We start from the raw sequence: 18,383 nt of genomic DNA on the forward strand, positions 1-18,383 counted from the left end.
GGTAACGATGTGAGTTCAACCGATTGGGTTTCTCTAACCGCCGCGGCACGACACAATGGCCGCCGTGATCGAGACGGCGTTGGTGGAACTGATCGATCGCGCTACTGCCGAGTGCGCCGAGCAGCAGCGCGCCGATCTGCACGGCCGCTTGCGCCAGATCAGGAGCCGGGTCCTCGACCCGACTCAGCTGGTGCTGGTGGTCGGCGAGTCCAAGCAGGGCAAATCTGCCCTGGTCAACGCCATCGTCAACGCCCCCGTCTGCCCCTCCGGCGACGACGTCACCACGACCGTGCCGACGCTCGTGCGCTACTCCGACGAGCCGACCGCGCAGTTGATCGAGCAGGAGCCCACCCCCGGTCCGGTCGCCCTGGACCGCACGCCGGTGCCCATCGACCAGGTTCGCGAGCACATGGAGCGCGCCGCCGCGAACGGCCGTCCGGTCACGCGCGGTGAGATCGGCATCCCTCGAGCGGTGCTGCAGAACGGCCTGGCGCTCATGGACACCCCCGGTGTGGGCAGCGTCTCGTCCTTCCTCACCAGCACGACGCTGTCCGTGGTCGCCGAAGCCGACGCGCTGCTCATGGTGTCGGACTCCACCCAGGAGCTGACCACCAACGAGCTCGCGTTCCTCAAGCAGGCCACCGCGCTGTGCCCGAACATCGCCCTGGTGATGCCCAAGATCGACCGGACCCCGCACTGGCGGAAGGTCCTCGAGGTCAACCGCAAGCACCTGAGCAACGCGGGCATCTCGGCGAAGCTGTTCCCGGTCTCGGCCGACATCCGGATGCGCGCCATGCAGTCGCGCAACACCAACCTCAACGCCGAGTCCGGCTTCCCGCAGCTGCTGGAGTTCCTGCAGACCGAGCTCGCCGGGCAGCACGAGCAGTTCACCCGGAGGCTGGTGGCGCACAACGTCTCCGAGGCGCTGACCCAGATCAACGACTCGCTGCGCGCCGAGCTCGCCGCGCAGAACCCGCGCACCGCCGCGGAAACGCTCGTCGAGCTGGAGACCGCCCAGCGCCGGGCGGAAGACCTGCGGCGCATCTCGCAGCACTGGCAGAAGACGCTCAACGACGGCATCTCCGAGCTGTTCACCGACATCGAGTACGACTTCCGCGAGCGCACCTGGGCGGTGTTGCACGAGGTCAACGAGATCTTCGAGGTCGCCGACCCGCTGACCATCTGGGACGACTTCACCCGGTGGCTGCAGGCCCGGCTCACCGACGCGATCACCGAGACCTTCGGCTGGCTGGAGCAGCGCCAGCAGCGGCTCGCCGAGATGGTCGCCGAGCAGATGCCCCCGCAGCAGATGAGCCGCCCGCCCGAGCTGAACCCGGTGCTGCCGCCGGAACCGCTCGAGGACGTGCCCGGGCCGAAGCTGCCGACCGGCGCCGACTACAAGAACTTCGACCAGGTCCTGACCGGTCTGCGTGGCTCCTACGGCGGTGTGCTCATGTTCGGCCTGATCACCACGATGGCCGGGTTGCCGCTGATGAACGTCGTGTCGATCTCGGCGGGCGTGCTGCTGGGCACCAAGAGCCTCAAGGAAGAGAAGGACATGCGGTTGCGCCGCCGCCAGACCGAAGCCAAGAGCAACGTGCAGCGGCACATCGAGCAGGTGATCTTCCAGGTCAACAAGGACTCGAAGGACACCATCCGCGCGATCCACAAGGCGCTGCACAAGCACTTCACCCGGATCACCGAGGACGCCCAGATGGAGATCAGCCAGTCCATCCAGGCGATCAAGCGTTCCGCCGAGCGCAGCGCCGTCGACCGCGACCAGCGGGCACGGGAGATCAAGCAGAAGCTCGAGGAGATCACCGTGCTGCGCCGCCGGGTCACCCAGCTCACGCAGAACCGGATCACCGCCGCATGAGCACCGAAGCCCTCCTGGAGCGGGCCAAGGGCCTGCTGCTGCGGACCCTGACGTTCTACCGCGACGACCCGCGCACCTCGACGTGGCTGCGGGACCGGCTGGAACGCCTCGACCAGCCGCTGCGGATCGCGGTGAGCGGGCGCGTGAAGTCGGGCAAGTCCACGCTGATCAACGCGCTGATCGGCAGCGACCTCGCGCCGACGGACGCCGAGGAGCGCACGCAGGTCACGACGTTCTACCAGTACGGGCCCGAGCCGAAGATCCTGGTGCACACGCCGCACGGCGCGGTGCAGAACGTGCCGGTGTCCACGTTGGACTCCGCGACCATCCGGGACTTGCAGCACTGGCGGCCGGACGAGGTCTCCCGGCTGGTCATCGAATCCCCGACACCGGGCCTGCAGGCGATCACGCTAATCGAGACGCCCGGCGTGGCCTCCGCCGCCGTGCAGGAGACCGGGCGTTCCGCGCTCGCCCAGATCCTGTCCGAGTCCGACGCCGTGCTGTACCTGACGCGCTACCCGCGGCAGACCGACCTGCAGTTCCTGCAGTCGGTCAACGAGCTGCAGACGGCGCGCTGCGTGCCGATCAACACCATCGTCGCGTTCTCCCGGGCCGACGAGACCGGTGACGGCGGCGCCGAGGCGCTGGCGTCGGCCGAGCGGATCGCCGAGCGCTACCGCACCGACCCGACCTTGAGCTCCTTCGCCCAGCACTTCATCCCGGTGGTGGGGCTGCTCGGACAAGCCGCCTCGACGATGACCGAGGACGACTTCAAGATCCTCGCCTACCTGTCGCGGCTCTCCGACACCGACCGGGACACGCTGCTGCTCTCGGCCGAGCGGTTCATCAAGGCCGGGCTGGAGGCGGTGCCCTCGGAGATCCGGCAGCGGCTGCTGGAACGCTTCGGACACCACGGCATCTCGCGCTCGCTGGAGCTGCTGCGCGGCGGCGCCAGCTCGGCCCAGCAGCTGCAGCAGGAGCTGCTGGAGACGAGCGGCCTCAACACCTTGCAGGAGACGCTGCACTCGCAGTTCGTCGAGCGCCAGGACGCGCTGCGCGCCCGGTCGGCCCTGCTCGCGGTGGACATGGTCCTGCGTGCCAACCCGCGTCCCGGGGTGCAGCAGCTGCTCGGCGAGTTCGAGCGGGTGCTCACCAACGCCCACGAGTGGAACGAGCTGCGCACCCTGTCGGCGCTGGACTCGGGGCAGGTCCGGTTCGCCCGCCCGCTGCAGGCCGAGGCGAAGCGGCTGCTCGGCACCTCAGGGCAGTCCGCGCACGCCCGGCTCGGCCTCGAGGAGACGGCCACGCCCACCGACCTCGCCGACGCGGCCACCGCGACCCTGTCGCGCTGGCGCGAGCAGGCGGTCAACCCGCTGCTCGACCGTTCACACCGCGAGGCCGTCCGCACCGTCCTGCGCAGCGCGGAACGGGTGATCTTGCACCAGGTCCAGAACCCGGGTCCGCCCCAGCCCCAACCGGGCCACCGGGCCCAGCAGCAGGCCCCATCCCAGGCCCAGCAGCAAGCTCAGGTGCTCGCGCAGCAACAGGCGCAGGCGCAGGCCCAGGCCGAGCAGGCCCGGCGTGCGGCGGAGGCGGAGCAGGCCCGCCAGGCCGAGCAAGCCCGCCAGGCGGCGGAGGCGGAGCAGGCCCGCCAGGCCGAGCAAGCCCGCCAGGCGGCGGAGGCGGAGCGGGCCAGGCAGGCCGAGCAAGCCCGCCGTGCAGCCGAGGCGGAGCAGGCCCGCCAGGCCGCGGAAGCCGAACCCACTCGCCAGGCGGCGGAGGCGGAGCAGGCCAGGCAGGCCGAGCAAGCCCGCCAGGCGGCGGAGGCCGAGCAGGCCAGGCGTGCCGCCGAAGCCGAACGCGCTCACCAGGGCGAGTGGTCCACGTCGTCGCGCAGCACGGACAACCCCGGGAGAACGCCGGCCACGCAGTTCTTGCAGCAGCACGACCACCCGACCGGCCGCCGCGCCCTGCGCGAGGTCGGCACCAGCACGGGCGGACGGCGCCGTGCCCCGGACCCGGACGAAGCCTCGAGCCGCTCCAGCGTGAACCCGTCCACGGGCAGCCACGCCAAACCGGACCCCGACGAGCCGGCCCACTACGTCGACCCCACCCCCTCAGGCCGCCACTCCCGAGGCTGACCTCGCTCCCGCGGGGGCCCGAACCGTCACCACCCGAGGTGCACGCCCGCCGCTGACGACATTGCGCGCGACCTGCCGTTAGCCCACCGCACCACCCCTCTGACCAGCACCAGCACACCCGGCCTTGGTGGCGGGTACCGCGGGTCGGGGCGGGAGGGGACTCCCTCTCGCGTGGGGTGCCCCTCGGGCTGGATCGTCCGAGAGCTTGGCGACACCCGGCGCGACGGGTGTCGCCCCGCCGCCTGAGCGGCGGGGCGGTGCAGGGGAAGGCTGCCTATCAGCCAGGCACCAGGGTTGTGGTGTGGCTCAGAGGGAGAAGTCTCGGAGGGTCTGGTGGAGGCGGTCGATGAGGGGGCGCCGGTGGGCAAGCACCTCCGCGGCGGCGGGGTCCGGGGCGACCTGGGCGTCGACCGTGACCAGTTCCGCGGCGTGCGCGAGCGAGTCGATCTCGCCGAGCGCGCGCCAGGCCAGCAGGACCGCGCCGAGACCTGAACCGCCGCTGCCCTCGGCGAGGTCGAGGTCCATGTCCAAGGCCGAGGCGATGGTCTCGGCCCAGAGCCGGCTGCGGAACCCGCCTCCGGTGGCGCGGACCGCGTGGACCTCGGCACCGGTGTCGGCGACCGCGTCGCGGACCAGCGCGAGCTGCTGCGCGACGCCCTCGATCACCGCGCGAGTCATCTCCGCGCGCCCGTGCGAGCGCCGCAGCCCGAGGAAGGCGCCGGTCAGGCCCGGTTCCCACCACGGAGCGCGCTCGCCCAGCAGGTACGGCAGGGCCATCAGCCCGTCCGCGCCCGGCGGGACGGCGGCGGCCTCGTCGAGGAGCTCCGCCACGTCCACGCCGAACGCCTCGGCGGCCCACTGCCCGACGACACCGCCGTTGCTGACCGCACCGCCGATCACCCACAGGCCGTCGGCCAGCGCGTAGCTGAAGGTGCGGCACCGCTCGTCCACACCGGGCTTGTCGCGGGTCACCCGCAGCGCACCGCTGGTGCCCAGCGACAGCGCCGCGACACCGGGGGCCACCGCACCCACGCCGAGGTTCGCCAGCGGGCCGTCACCGCCGCCGAGCACGACCGGCAGGCCTGCCGGGAGCCCGGCGGCCGTGGCGACCTGCGAGCCGAGCGGGAGCGAGGCGGTGGGCTCGCGCAGCTCGGGCAGCTGCGCGGCGTTGATGCCGGCGACCTGGAGCGCGGGCTCGTGCCACGTCAGCGTGTGCATGTCCTGCAACCCGCTGCCGGAGCTCAACGAGTGCTCGGTGACGAACTCGCCGGTGAAGGCGGACACCACGTAGTCCTTGAGCGCGCACCAGCGGTCGACCTCGCCGATCTCGGCACCACCGGAGGTCAGCCAGGCCAGCTTCACCATGACCGACTGGGTGTGCACGGGGGTTCCGGTCGCGCGGTGCAGCGCGGACGACGTGGCAGGTTCCGAGCGCAGGCGCGCGGCGACCTCGGAGGCCCGGGTGTCGGCCCAGTTGAACGCCCGCGTCGCCGGCTCGCCCCGGGAGTCGAGCCCCACGAGGGTGTGCATCGCGCTGCTGAACGACAACCCGGCGACCTCGTGGCCCTGCTCGCGCGCCCACGACGCGCACTCGGTCAGCGCCTCGACCGCGGCCCGCAGCACCTCGGCCGCGTCCTGGGTGGCCTCCCCCGCTTCGTCGGTGCGCAGCGGGTACCCGCGCTCGGTGGTGTGCAGGACCCGAGCATCGGTGCCTGCGGCGACGACCTTGGTAGCGGTGGTGCCCAGATCGACACCCAGCACGACCGGGATGGAGCTCATGCCCTGAACCTATCCGGCCGGATGGCGCCCGCTCAGCCCAGGCGTGGTGCTCAGGATCACCCCGCGAACGCGAAGGCGCCCACTCCCCGGGAGGGAGTGGGCGCCCACGACCGCCTGCTCAGATCACGTCGCGAGCGTCTCGGCGATCTCGTAGGTGTTGAGGGCCGCGCCCTTGCGGAGGTTGTCGCCGCACACGAAGAAGTCCAGCGTGTTCGGGAAGTCCAGCGCCTGGCGGACGCGACCGACGTAGGTCGGGTCACCGCCGACGACGGCCGCCGGGGTCGGGAACACGCCGTTGTCGTGGTCGTCCTGCAGCACGATCGTCGGCTGGTCGGAGAAGACCTTGTGCGCCTGCTCGACCGACACCTCGCGCTCGAACGTGGCGTGCACCGCCAGCGAGTGGGTGGTCAGCACCGGAACGCGGACGCAGGTCGCCGAGACCTTCAGCTCCGGGATGCCCAGGATCTTCCGGGACTCGTTGCGGACCTTGAGCTCCTCGGAGGTCCAGCCGTCGTCCTTGCGCGAACCCGCCCACGGGACGACGTTGAGCGCCAGCGGCGCCTTGAACGGGGTCTCAGCGGACAGGCCCGCCGCGGCCAGCGCGTCGGCGACGTCACCGCCGTGGACGCCGACCTGCTTGCCGGCCACCGCCTCCAGCTCCGCGTAGAGCCGGTCGACGCCTTCCTGGCCGGCACCGGAAGCGGCCTGGTAGGAGGACACGACCAGTTCCCGCAGCCCGAACTCGCGGTGCAGCGCGCCCAGCGACGCCATCATCGACAGCGTGGTGCAGTTCGGGTTGGCGATGATGCCCTTGGGGCGCTCGTGCACCTTCTCCGGGTTGACCTCGGGCACCACCAGCGGCACCTCGGGGTCCATCCGGAAGGCACCGGAGTTGTCGACCGCGACGGCACCGCGCGAGGCGGCCACCGGGGCCCACTCCGCGGAGACCTCGTCCGGCACGTCGAACAGCGCGATGTCCACGCCGTCGAAGGCCTCCGGCGCCAGGGCGACCACGGTGTTCTCCTGGCCGCGCACGGTGATCTTCTTGCCGGCCGACCGCGGCGAGGCGATCAACCGGATCTCACCCCACGGCACGGAGTCGCGGTTGTTGATGATGTCGATCATGACCGTGCCGACGGCGCCGGTGGCGCCGACGATGGCCAGGGTGGGGGCCTGCGCGGAACTCATCAGCGACCACTCCCCGCGTACACGACCGCTTCCTCGTCGCCGCCCAGCTGGAAGGCCTCGTGCAGCGCGCTCACGGCCGTGTCGAGCTGGGTGTCCTGGATCAGCACCGAGATGCGGATCTCCGAGGTGTTGATGATGTCGATGTTGACGCCGGCGTTGGACAGCGCCTCGCAGAAGGTCGCCGTCACGCCGGGGTGCGAGCGCATGCCCGCGCCGACCAGCGAGACCTTGCCGACCTGGTCGTCGTAGACGACCTCCTCGAAGCCCACCTCACCGGCGATCTTCTCGAGCTCGGCCACGGCCACCGCACCGTTGCTGCGCGCCACCGTGAAGGTGATGTCGGTCTTGCCGGACGCGATGCCGGAGACGTTCTGCAGCACCATGTCGATGTCGATCTCGGCGTCGGCGACCACGCGGAAGATGCGGCCCGCGACGCCCGGGTTGTCCGGCACACCGCGCACGGTGACCTTGGCTTCCGACCGGTCGTGCGACACGCCGGTGATCATCGCCTGTTCCACGGAAAGGTCCTCCACTGAACCGGACACTGTCGTGCCGGGCTTGGGCGAGTAAGACGAGCGGACGTGCAGCGGCACGCCGTAGCGACGGGCGTACTCCACCGCGCGCAGGTGCAGCACCTTGGCGCCGGTGGCCGCCATCTCCAGCATCTCCTCGTAGGTGATGTGGTCGAGGTGCTTCGCGTCGGACACGATGCGCGGATCGGCGGTGTAGACCCCGTCCACGTCGGTGTAGATCTCGCACACGTCGGCGTTCATGGCGGCGGCCACCGCGACGGCGGTGGTGTCCGAGCCGCCACGGCCGAGCGTGGTGATGTCCTTGGTGTCCTGCGAAACACCCTGGAAGCCGGCGACCAGGGCGACCTGGCCCTCGGACAGCGCCTCCTGGATGCGGCCCGGGGTGACGTCGACGATCCGCGCGTTCTGGTGCGCGGACGTGGTGATCATGCCGGCCTGCGAGCCGGAGAACGACTGGGCTTCCACGCCGAGCGACTCGACGGCCATCGCGACCAGCGCGTTGGAGATCCGCTCCCCCGCGGTCAGCAGCATGTCGAGTTCCCGCTCCGGCGGGCCCGGGTTGACCTGTTTGGCGAGGTCGAGCAGCTCGTCAGTGGTGTCACCCATCGCGGAGCACACGACGACGACGTCGTTGCCCGCTTTGCGGGTCTCGACGATGCGTTCGGCGACCCGCTTGATGCGATCAGCACTCTCGAGTGAGGAACCGCCGTACTTCTGGACGACGAGCGCCACGTGAAACAAACCTCCTCGGCCGCTGCGGTCGTCCCGGGCGCGGGTTCTCCCCGCGCTGACACCGGGTGGACGAAGAGCAGCGGCACACCCGGATCGGGATGCGCCCTCCGCCCCGCGACCGGAAGGAGGCAGCGTCGGCCGATCACGGCCGAAACGGCCTTCGACCAGGTCGCTCCGCTGCCGGACTAGCCTACCGACCACTGGGGGTGAACCCCAATCACGAAGCTCACGTCTACCCTGTTGGGCGCGATTGTCGACAAGAGCGGAGCGTCGGGTTGTCCACCACGCAGGGCGCGCTGGAACCACCCCTGGGGGAGACCGGAAACACTGCAGCTACGCAGCGGAAACAGCAAGCCCCACGATCGAACGGCAGCGCACGGCTGGGTACACCGCGGCAACGGCGGACGATCATCGCGCTGACCCCGGCTGTGGTCTACCTCGCAATCCGGCTGGTGGGACTGCTGGTCCTCGCGTGGCTCTCAGCGGTCCACGACGAGTCGCTCCTCGACAACCTCAACGCCTGGGACGGGCAGTGGTACACCGAGATCGCCGCCCACGGTTACGACGGCGTGAACCCGAGCATGGTGGACGGCTTCGGGAACCGGTACCCCGAGACCCCGCTGGCGTTCTTCCCGGGATATCCGCTGCTCATCATGGCCATCGCGCTCATCCCGGGCGTGACGACCCTCGGCGCGGCGATCACCGCGAGCCTGGTCTGCGGCGTGGTCGCCGCCTACGGCCTCGCGCGGCTGGGCGAGCGGCTCGGAGGGAGCCGTCGGGTCGGGTTGCTCCTGGTGGTGCTCTTCGCCGCAGCGCCCATGTCGGTGGTGCTGTCGATGGCGTACTCGGAGGCGCTGTTCTGCGCGCTGTCGATCTGGGCGCTGATCGGCGTCGTCGAGCGCAACTGGCCGCTGGCCGGGCTCTGCTGCACCGCCGCGGGCCTGATCCGGCCGACCGCCGCCGCCCTGATCGGGGTGGTCGGGCTGGCCGCGGTGATCGCGATCGTGCAGCGCCGGGACTCCTGGCGGCCGTGGCTCGCGGTGCTGCTGGCACCGCTGGGCATGCTCGTCTACATCGGCTGGGTGGGCGTGCAGACCGGCAAGCCGGGCGGCTACTTCGAGCTGCAGGCGCGCGGCTGGTCGTCGGCCTTCGACGGCGGCGCGACGACCGCGCAGTTCGTGCTCGAGGCGCTGTCCGAGGAGAAGTCGGTCTTCGAGACCTTCACGGTGTGGGTCGTGCTGGCCGCGCTGGTGCTGCTGGCGCTGTGCGTCTGGCACCGGCTGCCGTGGCCGCTGGTGCTGTTCGCCGCGGCGGTGCTGCTGCTGGACCTCGGCTCGGACGGGCTGATGTACTCGAAGGTGCGGTTGATGTTGCCGGCGTTCCCGCTGCTCATCCCGGTCGCGATCGGCTTGAGCAAACGGCGGCCGGCCACAGCGGTGACGTCGGCGGTGCTGCTCGTGTTCTTCGGCTCTTGGCTGGGTGCCTACTCGCTGACTGCCTGGGAATACGCCATCTGAGCACGCTCGGGAGGTTTCGGTGACCGAACTGGACAAGACGGCGGACTCGTCCGTCCCGCTCCACCCCTTGCTCGCCCAGCGTTGGAGCCCGCGTGCGCTGGACCCGTCGGCGACCATCGGGGACGAGCAGTTCACCGCGCTGTTCGAAGCGGCCCGGTGGGCTCCCTCCTGGGGCAACACCCAGCCCGCCCGGTACATCGCCGCCCGCCGCGGGGAGCCGACCTTCGACCGCATCCACGGCACGCTGTCCCGGGGCAACAAGGGATGGGCCGGAGACGCCGCGGCGCTGGCGATCGGCGTCGCGCAGTCGCTCAACGAGGACGGCGAGCCGATGCCCTACGGCGAGTACGGGCTCGGGCTGGCCACCCAGAACCTGGTCCTGCAGGCGGTCGCGGAGGGCCTGCACGCGCACCAGATGGCGGGCTTCGACCGCGAGGCCGCGCGCGTGGAGTTCTCGATCCCGGACGACTTCGAGCCCTTGGTCGCCATCGCCGTCGGCGACCTCGGCAACCTCGACGGCATGCCGGACCGCCTGGTCGAGAAGGAGCTCCGTCCCCGGGTCCGCAAGCCCCTCACCGATCTCGTCTTCACCGACTCCTGGGGCACCCCGCTCTTCTGACCCGCGCCCCCGGTGTGGTCCACGCCCCGTAGCGAGAACACCCATTTCGCCTGGTACAGGCCATAGGATGGGCCGCATGACGGCGGAGTCGGTGCGAGCGCAGCTGGACCTTCCGCGTCTCGCCGCGCCCGGACCCGGCGCGGTGGACGGCCGGGCGAGCACGCACCGCAGCGCCACCGCCCGGGGCGCAGCGGTCGACGGGAGCAGCGCGTGAACTCCATCGAGGACTACGTCGACGAACTCGCCACCGAGCTGCGCGGGCCCCCGCGGGCCAAGGCCCGCATGATCCGCGAGATCCGCGACGGCCTGACCGACACGGTCGCCGCGCGCACCGACGCCGGGCAGCCGCCCGAGGAGGCCGCGCGCCACGCGGTGCGCGAGTTCGGCACGCCCGCGGAGGTGGCGCCCAGCTGCCAGTGGGAGCTCACCGTCGCGCAGACCCGGCGCACCGCGCTGGTGCTGCTGGCCACCGTCCCGGTGCTGCTCGGGTGCTGGCGCGTGGCGTGGACGCTCGGGGGCGAGCAGGGCCTCCCGGCCTCGCCGGACGTGCCGTTGCTGACCGCGCTCGCGGGCGCCGCCACGGCCGTGGGCTGCGCTGCGCTGGTGATCACCCGTCGGCTGTCGGTGCCCGGCACACTTCCGCTCGTCATGGCCTGGACCGGCACCGCCGCCAGCATCGCGATGCCGCTCACCACCCTGGTCCTCCTCACCACCGCGCTGCCACCGGCGGAGAACTGGGCGCTGCTGCTGCTCATCGCCGCGGGCACCGCCGCCGCGCACTCGGCACTGGCGAACTCGGCGAAGACCTGCCGGCAGTGCGCGGTGCGAGCCGGTTGAGCGACTGGGAATTCCGGGAAATCGCGATCAGGTGCGCACCGACGCTGAAAGCACCAGGACAATGGTTCCTCCGCGTGAAGATCGGAACCGATCTACGGCAATTGATCTCCACGGCAGTTACATGCGGTTCGATCATGCGGTATGACTTCACTCGTGTGGACGAGCACCAAGACGACCGCGGAAGCGCTCGATGACGCCGACGTGCTCGCTGGGTTGCGCCTGCGCTACGACCTCGTCCCCGGAGTCATCCGCATGGACGGCCACAGCGGTGGCCCGATGCCCCGCACCTCCCCCGCGCGGTTGCGCCGGTTCGTCCAGCACCGCTGGGAACCGCGCAGCGGTCGCGCCTCCGGCGAGTCGGAGTGGCGGCGCGAAGCGCGGCTCGCGGCCGGCGCGCTGGCTCCGCTGGTCGGAGCGAGCGCAGGCGAGCTCACCGTGGCCGAATCGACCTCCATCAACCTGTTCAAGGCGCTGGTCGCCGCCGCGAAGCTGCGCCCCGGACGGCCGGTGCTGGCCGTCGGACGCGACTGCTTCGCCACCGACCGCTGCCTCGCCCAGTCCGCCGCCGACCACCTCGGCGGCCGGTTGCAGCTGATCGACGGGGTCGAGGGTCTGGCCGCGCTGCCGGTGGACGAGGTCGCCGTGGTCGCCCTGTCGCACGTGGACCTGCGGTCCGGCGTGGTGCGCGACGCGAGTGCGATCACCTCCGAGATCCACCGCGGTGGCGCGCTGACCCTGTGGGACCTCAGCCACTCGGCCGGGGCTCTGGACGTGGACCTGCGCGGGTGGAACGCGGACTTCGCGATCGGCTGCGGGCACAAGTACCTGGGCGGGAGCCCGACCGCGCCGTCCTTCGGCTTCGTGGCCGAACGGCACCTGGAGCACTCGCCGACCGGTGTCCTGCGGCACCCGCTGGCGGAGGGCTTCGCCGGACCCGCCGCCACCCTCGCGGCGACCGAGCTGCGCGACGTGCTGGCCATCCTCGACGGCGTCCCGGCGAGCGCGCTCGCGGCGAAGACGACCGGGTTGGTCGAGCTGTTCCTGGAGCGCATCGACGAGTTCTGCCCGGAGGTCGCGGTCGAGGTGCGCACGCCCGACGCGCAGCGGCGGGCGCAGGTCTGCATCCGGCACGACCACGCTCAGCGGATCGCCGACCTGCTGTCGGACCGCAGCGTGCTCGTCGAGTACGCCGAACCCGACCTGGTGCGCTTCAACTTCGCCCCGGCCTGGCTCTCCCACGTCGACGTCTGGCACGCGGCCGAGCGCCTGCACGCGACCCTGCACGAGATCCACGGTTCCGCCGAGCGGGCTGCGGACCACCGCTGACCGGCTTCGCCGGCCCGGCGGGGCTCAGCGCACCGCGGCGAGGATCTTGGTGGCGATCGAGGTGATGAACAGCCAGAAGATCGCGGCGATCCCGTAGTTGAGCAAGACCGCCAGCTGCGGGTCCTCCGGGGTGAAGAGGTCCTGGAAGCCCAGGGCGAGCGGATCGGCCACGGACGTCACGAACTGGGTGATGCCGTTGTCCGGGTTCGCGCTGCCGATGGTGAGGATCACATGGATCGCCAGCAGCGCAGCGCACACCAGGCCGAACCAGCGCACCAGCTGGATCAGCACGTCGACGAACCGTCCCCACCCGCGTCGCAGGTCAGCGCGTCGCAGGCCGCCCTCGTGGGCTCCGGCACGAACATCCTCGGTCACGATCACAGTGTGGCACGAAAACGCTCGTGTTCCACAGGGTTGTTCTTCGGCCACACCCCTGGCATCTCCCACGATCTGAAACAGGAGCTTGCACTTCCGGCCCAGGTTGCGGTTAGCCTAGGTCCGTGGCTCGCGTTCTCCTGCTTCGCCGCCGCGACGGGGTCTCCTAGACCGGCCCCTCGTCGCGGGGTACGAACGCGCCGGTCTCCACCAAGCCCAGGAACCGGTAAGCGACCAGGAGAACCTCTCTGATGAGCAACACCCCCGACACGCAGGCCCCGTTCGCCGGCCGAGTGCGCAAGCCATCCCACCCCGCCCCCGCTGGGCAGCCGTCGTGGAACCCGCAGCAGGGCAGCTCGATGCCCGCCCACCGCTACAAGCCGTTCCACGAACTGGTCGAGGACGTCTCCCTGCCGGACCGCACCTGGCCGGACAAGCGGATCACCCGTGCCCCGCTGTGGTGCGCGGTCGACCTGCGTGACGGCAACCAGGCGCTGATCGACCCGATGTCGCCCGCCCGCAAGCGCCGCATGTTCGACCTGCTGGTGCAAATGGGCTACAAGGAGATCGAGGTCGGTTTCCCGGCGGCCAGCCAGACCGATTACGACTTCGTCCGCGAGATCATCGAGGACGGCGCCATCCCGGACGACGTGCGCATCCAGGTGCTGACCCAGTGCCGCCCGGAGCTGATCGAGCGCACCTTCCAAGCCCTGGAGGGCGCGCCGAAGGCCGTCGTGCACATCTACAACTCGACGTCGATCCTGCAGCGCCGCGTGGTGTTCCGCGAGGAGCGCGAGGGCATCAAGAAGATCGCGAAGATGGGCGCGGAACTGGCCCTGGAGATGGCCGGCAAGTACCCGGACACCGACTTCCGCTTCCAGTACTCGCCGGAGTCCTACACCGGCACCGAGCTGTCCTACGCCCTCGAGGTCTGCGACGCGGTCACCGAGATCTGGCAGCCCACTCCGGAGCGGCCGGTCATCCTGAACCTGCCCGCGACCGTCGAGATGGCCACCCCGAACGTCTACGCGGACTCCATCGAGTGGATGGACCGCAACCTGGCCCGCCGCGACTCGGTGATCTTGTCGCTGCACCCGCACAACGACCGGGGCACCGGCATCGCCGCGGCTGAGCTGGGCTACCAGGCGGGGGCCGACCGCATCGAGGGCTGCCTGTTCGGCAACGGCGAGCGCACCGGCAACGTCGACCTGGTCGCGCTGGGGATGAACCTGTTCAGCCAGGGCATCGACCCGCAGATCGACTTCTCCGACATCGACTACGTCAAGCGCACCGTCGAGCACTGCAACCAGCTGCCGGTCGCCGAGCGGCACCCGTGGGGCGGCGAGCTCGTCTACACCGCCTTCTCCGGCAGCCACCAGGACGCCATCAACAAGGGCCTGGACGCGCTGCGCGCCGAGGCCGACAAGGCCGGCACGCCCGTGGACGAGCACCCGTGGGAGGTCCCGTACCTGCCGATCGACCCGAAGGACGTGGGCCGCAGCTACGAGGCCGTCATCCGGGTCAACTCCCAGTCCGGCAAGGGCGGCGTCGCGTACGTGATGAAGACCGAGCACCAGCTGGAGCTGCCGCGCAAGCTGCAGATCGAGTTCTCCAAGGCGGTGCAGGCCCACACCGACGACGAGGGCGGCGAGGTCAGCCCGGCCGCCATGTGGACGGCGTTCTCCGCCGAGTACCTGGAGGCCGACGCGCCGCTGCACCTGGTCCGCCACGGCTCCACCGGTGAGGCCGGCGACGAGACGATCACCGCCACCGTGGTCGTGGACGGCGAGGAGCGCGAGATCAGCGGCCGCGGCAACGGCCCGGTGTCGGCGTTCGTCGACGCGCTGAGCACGGTCGGCTACGACATCCGCGTCCTGGACTACCATCAGCACGCGCTCACCGCGGGCGACGACGCCCGGGCGGCCGCCTACCTGGAGTGCGCCGTGGGCGACGACGTCTTCTGGGGCGTCGGCATCGACACCTCCACGATCGCGGCCATGCTGAACGCGGTCGTCTCCGCCGCCAACCGCGCCTCCCGCTGACCGTCCTCGGGATCACCGCGGCGACCGACCTCCGGTCACCGCGGTGGACCCAGGTCGAAGCAGCGCTGAGCCCCCGCTCCCGCCCTGAGCCGCAGCTCCCGGTGGGGCGGGGGTTCCGCTTTGACGGGGTGTTCGGGCTCTCCCATCACCGGGGTGCTTCCAGGCCTGCCGTCGCGGCCGCAGGAGTCGTGGGATCCGAGGTCTCACGCTGGCGCACAGACCTGCGTCAGGTTGCCGCGCTGTCCCGGATCGCTTCGGGGCCACCAAGCGGGCCCGGACCGTCACCACCCGAGGTGCACGGCCACGGCTGCCCACCGCACCACCCCTCTGACCAGCACCAGCACACCCGGGTTGGTGGCAGGGCCGCGTGTCGGGCGGGAGGGGCCTCCCTCTCGCGCGGGGACGCCCCTGGGTCGTCTGAGGGCGTCTCGGGCGGGAGCCACGATCAGCGCGCGCCGGGCACAGCCGTGAGGTCCGGCGTCGGAGCCCGGTGGGTCAGGCGGACTTGGCCGGTTCCGGTTCCTCTTCGGCTTCGGCTCGTTCGACGCGCTTCTGGATGACGCGGGTGCTCCACCAGGCGAAGACGACCGCGATGACCAGGCCGATCCACGAGAAGCGGTGGAACCACTGGCCCGCGACCAGGCCGAACGCGTACGACAGGGCCGTCACCAGGCCCGCCCAGGCGATGCCGCCGGTCGCGTTGGCCAGCAGGAACTTGCGGTAGGGCATGCCGAGGCTGCCTGCCAGTGGCCCGGCGAGGATGCGCAGCAGCGCCACGAAGCGGCCGCCGAAGACCGTCCACGCGCCCCAGCGCTCGAACAGCCCCTCCGCCTGGGCCAGCGGCTTGGGACCGAAGTGCTTCGGCAGCTTGGCGCCCAGCCAGGTCAGCAGCTTGCGGCCGTAGCGCTTGCCGACGGCGTAGCCGATCGAGTCGCCGACGATCGCCCCGAGCGCGGCGAAGCTGCCCAGCAGGACCGGGTTGACCACGCCCTGCGAGGCCGCGACACCCGCGCTGACCAGCAGGATCTCACCGGGCAGCGGAATCCCGACGCTCTCCAGCCCGATGATCCCCGCCACCACGAGGTAGATCACGCCGGACGGGATCGTGTTCAGCCACTCGATCATGGACTTCCGTTCTGGTCGGGGGCAGCGCGTTCGGCTCCCGCAAGGGTACGGACCCAAACCCCGCGGGTACCGAGCGCGGGGTGGCGGACCTCTCCCTCCCCCGCTACCGACCACAGCGGTACGACCACGCGAACGGGCTAGGGGTGCGTTGCGCCGCACGGCGCAGTCCGCAAGCGCTTCACCAGCGCTGGATCGGCGAAATCGCTCGACCAAAGTCGGTGTTGCCCGAAGTCCGGGGACGGCACCATGGAGTGACGTCGAGGGGATGTCAGGGGGAGGCGGCGTCACCCCTGGGGAAAACCGGATGAGGAGGAGCGGCCTCGGAACAAGACGGGGGACACGTCGGGGCACCCGAGCCGCTCCTCCTCATCTTCCGCCCATCCGAATCTTCCGCCCATCCGACCTGATCACTCGAACGGTCGATGGAACTTGATGTTCCCCAGCCCGCACTGTTCAGTGATGTGGCTATGTGGCCGACGGAGGATCCGCACGAGCAGCTGCGGTGGCGCATCGCGTGCGCCACGGCGAGCGGCAGCGGGAACGTGACCGTGCTCGTCATGGGTGATCGCGTCGGCATCGTGCTCCCGCCCGGCGACACCCTGATCTTCACGGCCGAGGAAGCCGAAGGCCTCGCGAACCTGGTCGACGAGGCGAAGGGCTGCACGGCGGTGCCGCGATGAGCCTCATCGACACGGACCTCAGCTTCGACCCCCGCGACCCCTGCTTCCCCGTTCCCGGAGCGCCGGTCCGCTGGTCGGTGCAGGTCTTCACCACCACCAACGGCTACGGCCTCCGCCCGGCCGACCCGCTCGTGGAGGGCGACCGCGTGCACCTGCGCACCGGCTACGCCGCGCTCGGGCAGCAGCGCACGGTCGACGCCGGCGAGGTGGAGGTCGAGGTGGTGCACCGGGACGGCGTGCTGACCTGGTCGATCACCGCGCAGCACACCGCGCCGGTCAAAGCCGTCAAGCTGCTGCTGCGCGGTCTGCCCGAGCAGCAGCTGACCGCTGGGTGGTGGGCGCCGAACACCGGCCGCTCGCACAGCCACCACGAGCGCTTCCAGCTGGAGCACCCGAGCCCGGACTGGGCGACGCCGTGGGTGGCCGTCGGCGAGGAAGCGGACTGCTCGACGCTCAGCGTCCGCGACCCGCTGGTGCGCAAGCACGTCCTACACGTCAGCAGGCCCGCTCACTCCGCCGAGCCCGTCGTGGAGCTGCTGCACGTCCCCGCCGCCTCCGCGCGCGCGACGACCTGCCAGGTCCCCGAGGTCCGGCTCCGCCTCCACGCCGACGCCGACCAGGACCTGGACGACCACCTGCGGTTCGTGGAGGAAGCGCACGGGCTGCAGCCGTGGGAGTCCCGGCCGGACGTGCCCGGCTGGTTGCGCGACACCGCGCTCGTCGTGACGCTGCACGGGCAGCACTGGACCGGCTACGTGTTCAACACGTTCTCGCAGATGAGCGAGGCCCTCCGGTTCGTCGCGCAGCACGTCGACCCGCAGCGGGTGCTCGCCTACCTGCCCGGTTGGGAGGGCCGCTACTACTACGCCTACCCGCGGTACCGGCCTGGCGCCGACCTCGGCGGTGACCGGGGTTTCGCCGAGCTCGTCGGCACCGCGCACGAGCTGGGCTTCCGGCTGATGCCGATGTTCGGCGGGCACGGCGCCAACGTCGTGCAGTACGCGGACTGGGAGCGGGCGGTGATGCGCAACGACACCGACCGCTACGTGGAGCTGCTCAACCGCCCCGACTGGGACGCCGACCGCGCCGGCGAAGGCGATCAGGTGTTCCTCAACCCGGGCGAGCCGGGGTTCCGGGCACACCTGGCGGAGTCGATCTCCGCGCTGGTGGAGGAGTTCGGCGTCGACGCGGCGTTCCTCGACACGCTGGGCTACTACTTCAACGACCCGCGCCACGACGTCTTCGAGGGCTACCGGCTGCTGGTCGAGGAGCTGCACCGGCGCCATCCCGGCCTGGTGCTCGCCGCCGAGGGCTGGTGGGACGCGCTCAGCGCGCTGTTCCCGCTGAGCCAGCAGTGGTTCGGCACCGACCGCGACCTGCGCAAGCCCCGGGTGCTCTCCCGCTACGCCCGCACCACCGGCCACCTCGCCGAGGGAACTCCGGGACCGGGCAGCACGGGCGTGCACGAGAAGGGCTACCTCCCCCGGCCGCCCGACGTGGAGCGCGAGGGGCACATCCCGGTCGTGGGCGTCGTGGACGACACGCTGGCCGAGCACGCCGAGGAGCTGGCGGCGATCTGCCGGTGGGCAGGCACCCGCCGGTGACGGGCGGCC

15 protein-coding genes are annotated in these 18,383 nt (G+C 71.2%); 10 read left to right on the forward strand and 5 right to left on the reverse strand.

The genetic code is table 11. The annotated features are described in order from the left end of the window. Nucleotides 1-55 precede the first annotated feature (55 nt). Complete coding sequence (locus EIL87_RS17600; RefSeq protein ID WP_233576337.1) at nucleotides 56-1,876, forward strand: dynamin family protein; 1,821 nt, start codon at nucleotides 56-58, stop codon at nucleotides 1,874-1,876. Further along, the gene (locus tag EIL87_RS17605) at nucleotides 1,873-4,017 is read left to right on the forward strand and encodes a dynamin family protein (protein ID WP_199740478.1); all 2,145 of its coding nucleotides are present in this window, start codon (nucleotides 1,873-1,875) and stop codon (nucleotides 4,015-4,017) included. Before EIL87_RS17600 ends, EIL87_RS17605 begins: the two co-directional genes overlap by 4 nt. 306 nt (nucleotides 4,018-4,323) lie before the next feature. Here EIL87_RS17605 and EIL87_RS17615 read toward each other — a convergent pair whose 3' ends face one another. From EIL87_RS17615 to EIL87_RS17625, 3 genes are all read right to left on the reverse strand, one after another. Continuing rightward, a complete protein-coding gene (locus tag EIL87_RS17615) occupies nucleotides 4,324-5,796 on the reverse strand; it encodes a gluconokinase (protein ID WP_125091656.1) in 1,473 nt (490 codons plus the stop codon). A 123-nt stretch (nucleotides 5,797-5,919) separates the two neighbouring features. Next, nucleotides 5,920-6,984 carry an aspartate-semialdehyde dehydrogenase gene (locus EIL87_RS17620; RefSeq protein WP_125091657.1) on the reverse strand — a complete coding sequence of 355 codons (1,065 nt, stop codon included), beginning with the start codon at nucleotides 6,982-6,984 and terminating at the stop codon, nucleotides 5,920-5,922. Next, the gene (locus tag EIL87_RS17625; RefSeq protein WP_125091658.1) at nucleotides 6,984-8,249 is read right to left on the reverse strand and encodes an aspartate kinase; all 1,266 of its coding nucleotides are present in this window, start codon (nucleotides 8,247-8,249) and stop codon (nucleotides 6,984-6,986) included. The genes EIL87_RS17620 and EIL87_RS17625 overlap by 1 nt, the downstream gene beginning before the upstream one ends. A gap of 428 nt (nucleotides 8,250-8,677) precedes the next feature. On the opposite strand from EIL87_RS17625, the gene EIL87_RS17630 reads away from it, so the two are divergent. The 5 genes from EIL87_RS17630 to EIL87_RS17645 all read left to right on the forward strand — a co-directional run bounded on the left by EIL87_RS17630 (nucleotide 8,678) and on the right by EIL87_RS17645 (nucleotide 12,548). Beyond that, nucleotides 8,678-9,766, forward strand: coding sequence for a glycosyltransferase family 39 protein (locus tag EIL87_RS17630; protein ID WP_233576338.1), 1,089 nt, complete (start codon nucleotides 8,678-8,680; stop codon nucleotides 9,764-9,766). Nucleotides 9,767-9,794: 28 nt separating this feature from the next. After that, nucleotides 9,795-10,385 (forward strand): nitroreductase family protein, encoded by a 591-nt coding sequence (locus EIL87_RS17635; protein WP_125091755.1) that lies wholly within the window; start codon nucleotides 9,795-9,797, stop codon nucleotides 10,383-10,385. 76 nt (nucleotides 10,386-10,461) lie between these two features. Further along, entirely contained in the window at nucleotides 10,462-10,599 is a 138-nt protein-coding gene (locus tag EIL87_RS26860; RefSeq protein WP_158628657.1) for a hypothetical protein, read from the forward strand. Beyond that, a complete protein-coding gene (locus EIL87_RS17640) occupies nucleotides 10,596-11,222 on the forward strand; it encodes a permease prefix domain 1-containing protein (protein ID WP_125091660.1) in 627 nt (208 codons plus the stop codon). The genes EIL87_RS26860 and EIL87_RS17640 overlap by 4 nt, the downstream gene beginning before the upstream one ends. A 141-nt stretch (nucleotides 11,223-11,363) precedes the next feature. Beyond that, entirely contained in the window at nucleotides 11,364-12,548 is a 1,185-nt protein-coding gene (locus EIL87_RS17645) for an aminotransferase class V-fold PLP-dependent enzyme (protein ID WP_233576339.1), read from the forward strand. Nucleotides 12,549-12,572: 24 nt separating this feature from the next. Here the strand turns inward: EIL87_RS17645 and EIL87_RS17650 are convergent, their stop codons facing one another. After that, nucleotides 12,573-12,926 carry a hypothetical protein gene (locus tag EIL87_RS17650; RefSeq protein ID WP_407690553.1) on the reverse strand — a complete coding sequence of 118 codons (354 nt, stop codon included), beginning with the start codon at nucleotides 12,924-12,926 and terminating at the stop codon, nucleotides 12,573-12,575. A 248-nt stretch (nucleotides 12,927-13,174) separates the two neighbouring features. Here EIL87_RS17650 and leuA point away from each other — a divergent pair, with 248 nt between their 5' ends. Further along, nucleotides 13,175-14,965 (forward strand): 2-isopropylmalate synthase, encoded by a 1,791-nt coding sequence (gene leuA, locus EIL87_RS17655; RefSeq protein ID WP_125091662.1) that lies wholly within the window; start codon nucleotides 13,175-13,177, stop codon nucleotides 14,963-14,965. 495 nt (nucleotides 14,966-15,460) lie between these two features. On the opposite strand, the gene EIL87_RS17660 is transcribed toward leuA, so the two are convergent. Further along, complete coding sequence (locus tag EIL87_RS17660; RefSeq protein ID WP_125091663.1) at nucleotides 15,461-16,090, reverse strand: DedA family protein; 630 nt, start codon at nucleotides 16,088-16,090, stop codon at nucleotides 15,461-15,463. 467 nt (nucleotides 16,091-16,557) lie between these two features. On the opposite strand from EIL87_RS17660, the gene EIL87_RS17665 reads away from it, so the two are divergent. Further along, complete coding sequence (locus tag EIL87_RS17665; RefSeq protein WP_233576340.1) at nucleotides 16,558-16,770, forward strand: hypothetical protein; 213 nt, start codon at nucleotides 16,558-16,560, stop codon at nucleotides 16,768-16,770. Further along, nucleotides 16,767-18,374, forward strand: coding sequence for an alpha-amylase family protein (locus EIL87_RS17670; RefSeq protein ID WP_125091665.1), 1,608 nt, complete (start codon nucleotides 16,767-16,769; stop codon nucleotides 18,372-18,374). Before EIL87_RS17665 ends, EIL87_RS17670 begins: the two co-directional genes overlap by 4 nt. Nucleotides 18,375-18,383 lie beyond the last annotated feature (9 nt).

The organism is Saccharopolyspora rhizosphaerae (assembly GCF_003931915.1).
Taxonomy (GTDB): domain Bacteria; phylum Actinomycetota; class Actinomycetes; order Mycobacteriales; family Pseudonocardiaceae; genus Saccharopolyspora; species Saccharopolyspora rhizosphaerae.

Excerpts from the sequence above, each read along its gene's own strand:
- EIL87_RS17600 (WP_233576337.1), top strand. The coding sequence starts at position 56 with ATGGCCGCCGTGATCGAGACGGCGTTGGTGGAACTGATCGATCGCGCT.
- EIL87_RS17605 (WP_199740478.1), top strand. The coding sequence starts at position 1,873 with ATGAGCACCGAAGCCCTCCTGGAGCGGGCCAAGGGCCTGCTGCTGCGG.
- EIL87_RS17615 (WP_125091656.1), bottom strand. The coding sequence starts at position 5,796 with ATGAGCTCCATCCCGGTCGTGCTGGGTGTCGATCTGGGCACCACCGCT.
- EIL87_RS17620 (WP_125091657.1), bottom strand. The coding sequence starts at position 6,984 with ATGAGTTCCGCGCAGGCCCCCACCCTGGCCATCGTCGGCGCCACCGGC.
- EIL87_RS26860 (WP_158628657.1), top strand. The coding sequence starts at position 10,462 with ATGACGGCGGAGTCGGTGCGAGCGCAGCTGGACCTTCCGCGTCTCGCC.
- EIL87_RS17645 (WP_233576339.1), top strand. The coding sequence starts at position 11,364 with ATGACTTCACTCGTGTGGACGAGCACCAAGACGACCGCGGAAGCGCTC.
- leuA (WP_125091662.1), top strand. The coding sequence starts at position 13,175 with ATGAGCAACACCCCCGACACGCAGGCCCCGTTCGCCGGCCGAGTGCGC.
- EIL87_RS17660 (WP_125091663.1), bottom strand. The coding sequence starts at position 16,090 with ATGATCGAGTGGCTGAACACGATCCCGTCCGGCGTGATCTACCTCGTG.
- EIL87_RS17665 (WP_233576340.1), top strand. The coding sequence starts at position 16,558 with ATGTGGCCGACGGAGGATCCGCACGAGCAGCTGCGGTGGCGCATCGCG.
- EIL87_RS17670 (WP_125091665.1), top strand. The coding sequence starts at position 16,767 with ATGAGCCTCATCGACACGGACCTCAGCTTCGACCCCCGCGACCCCTGC.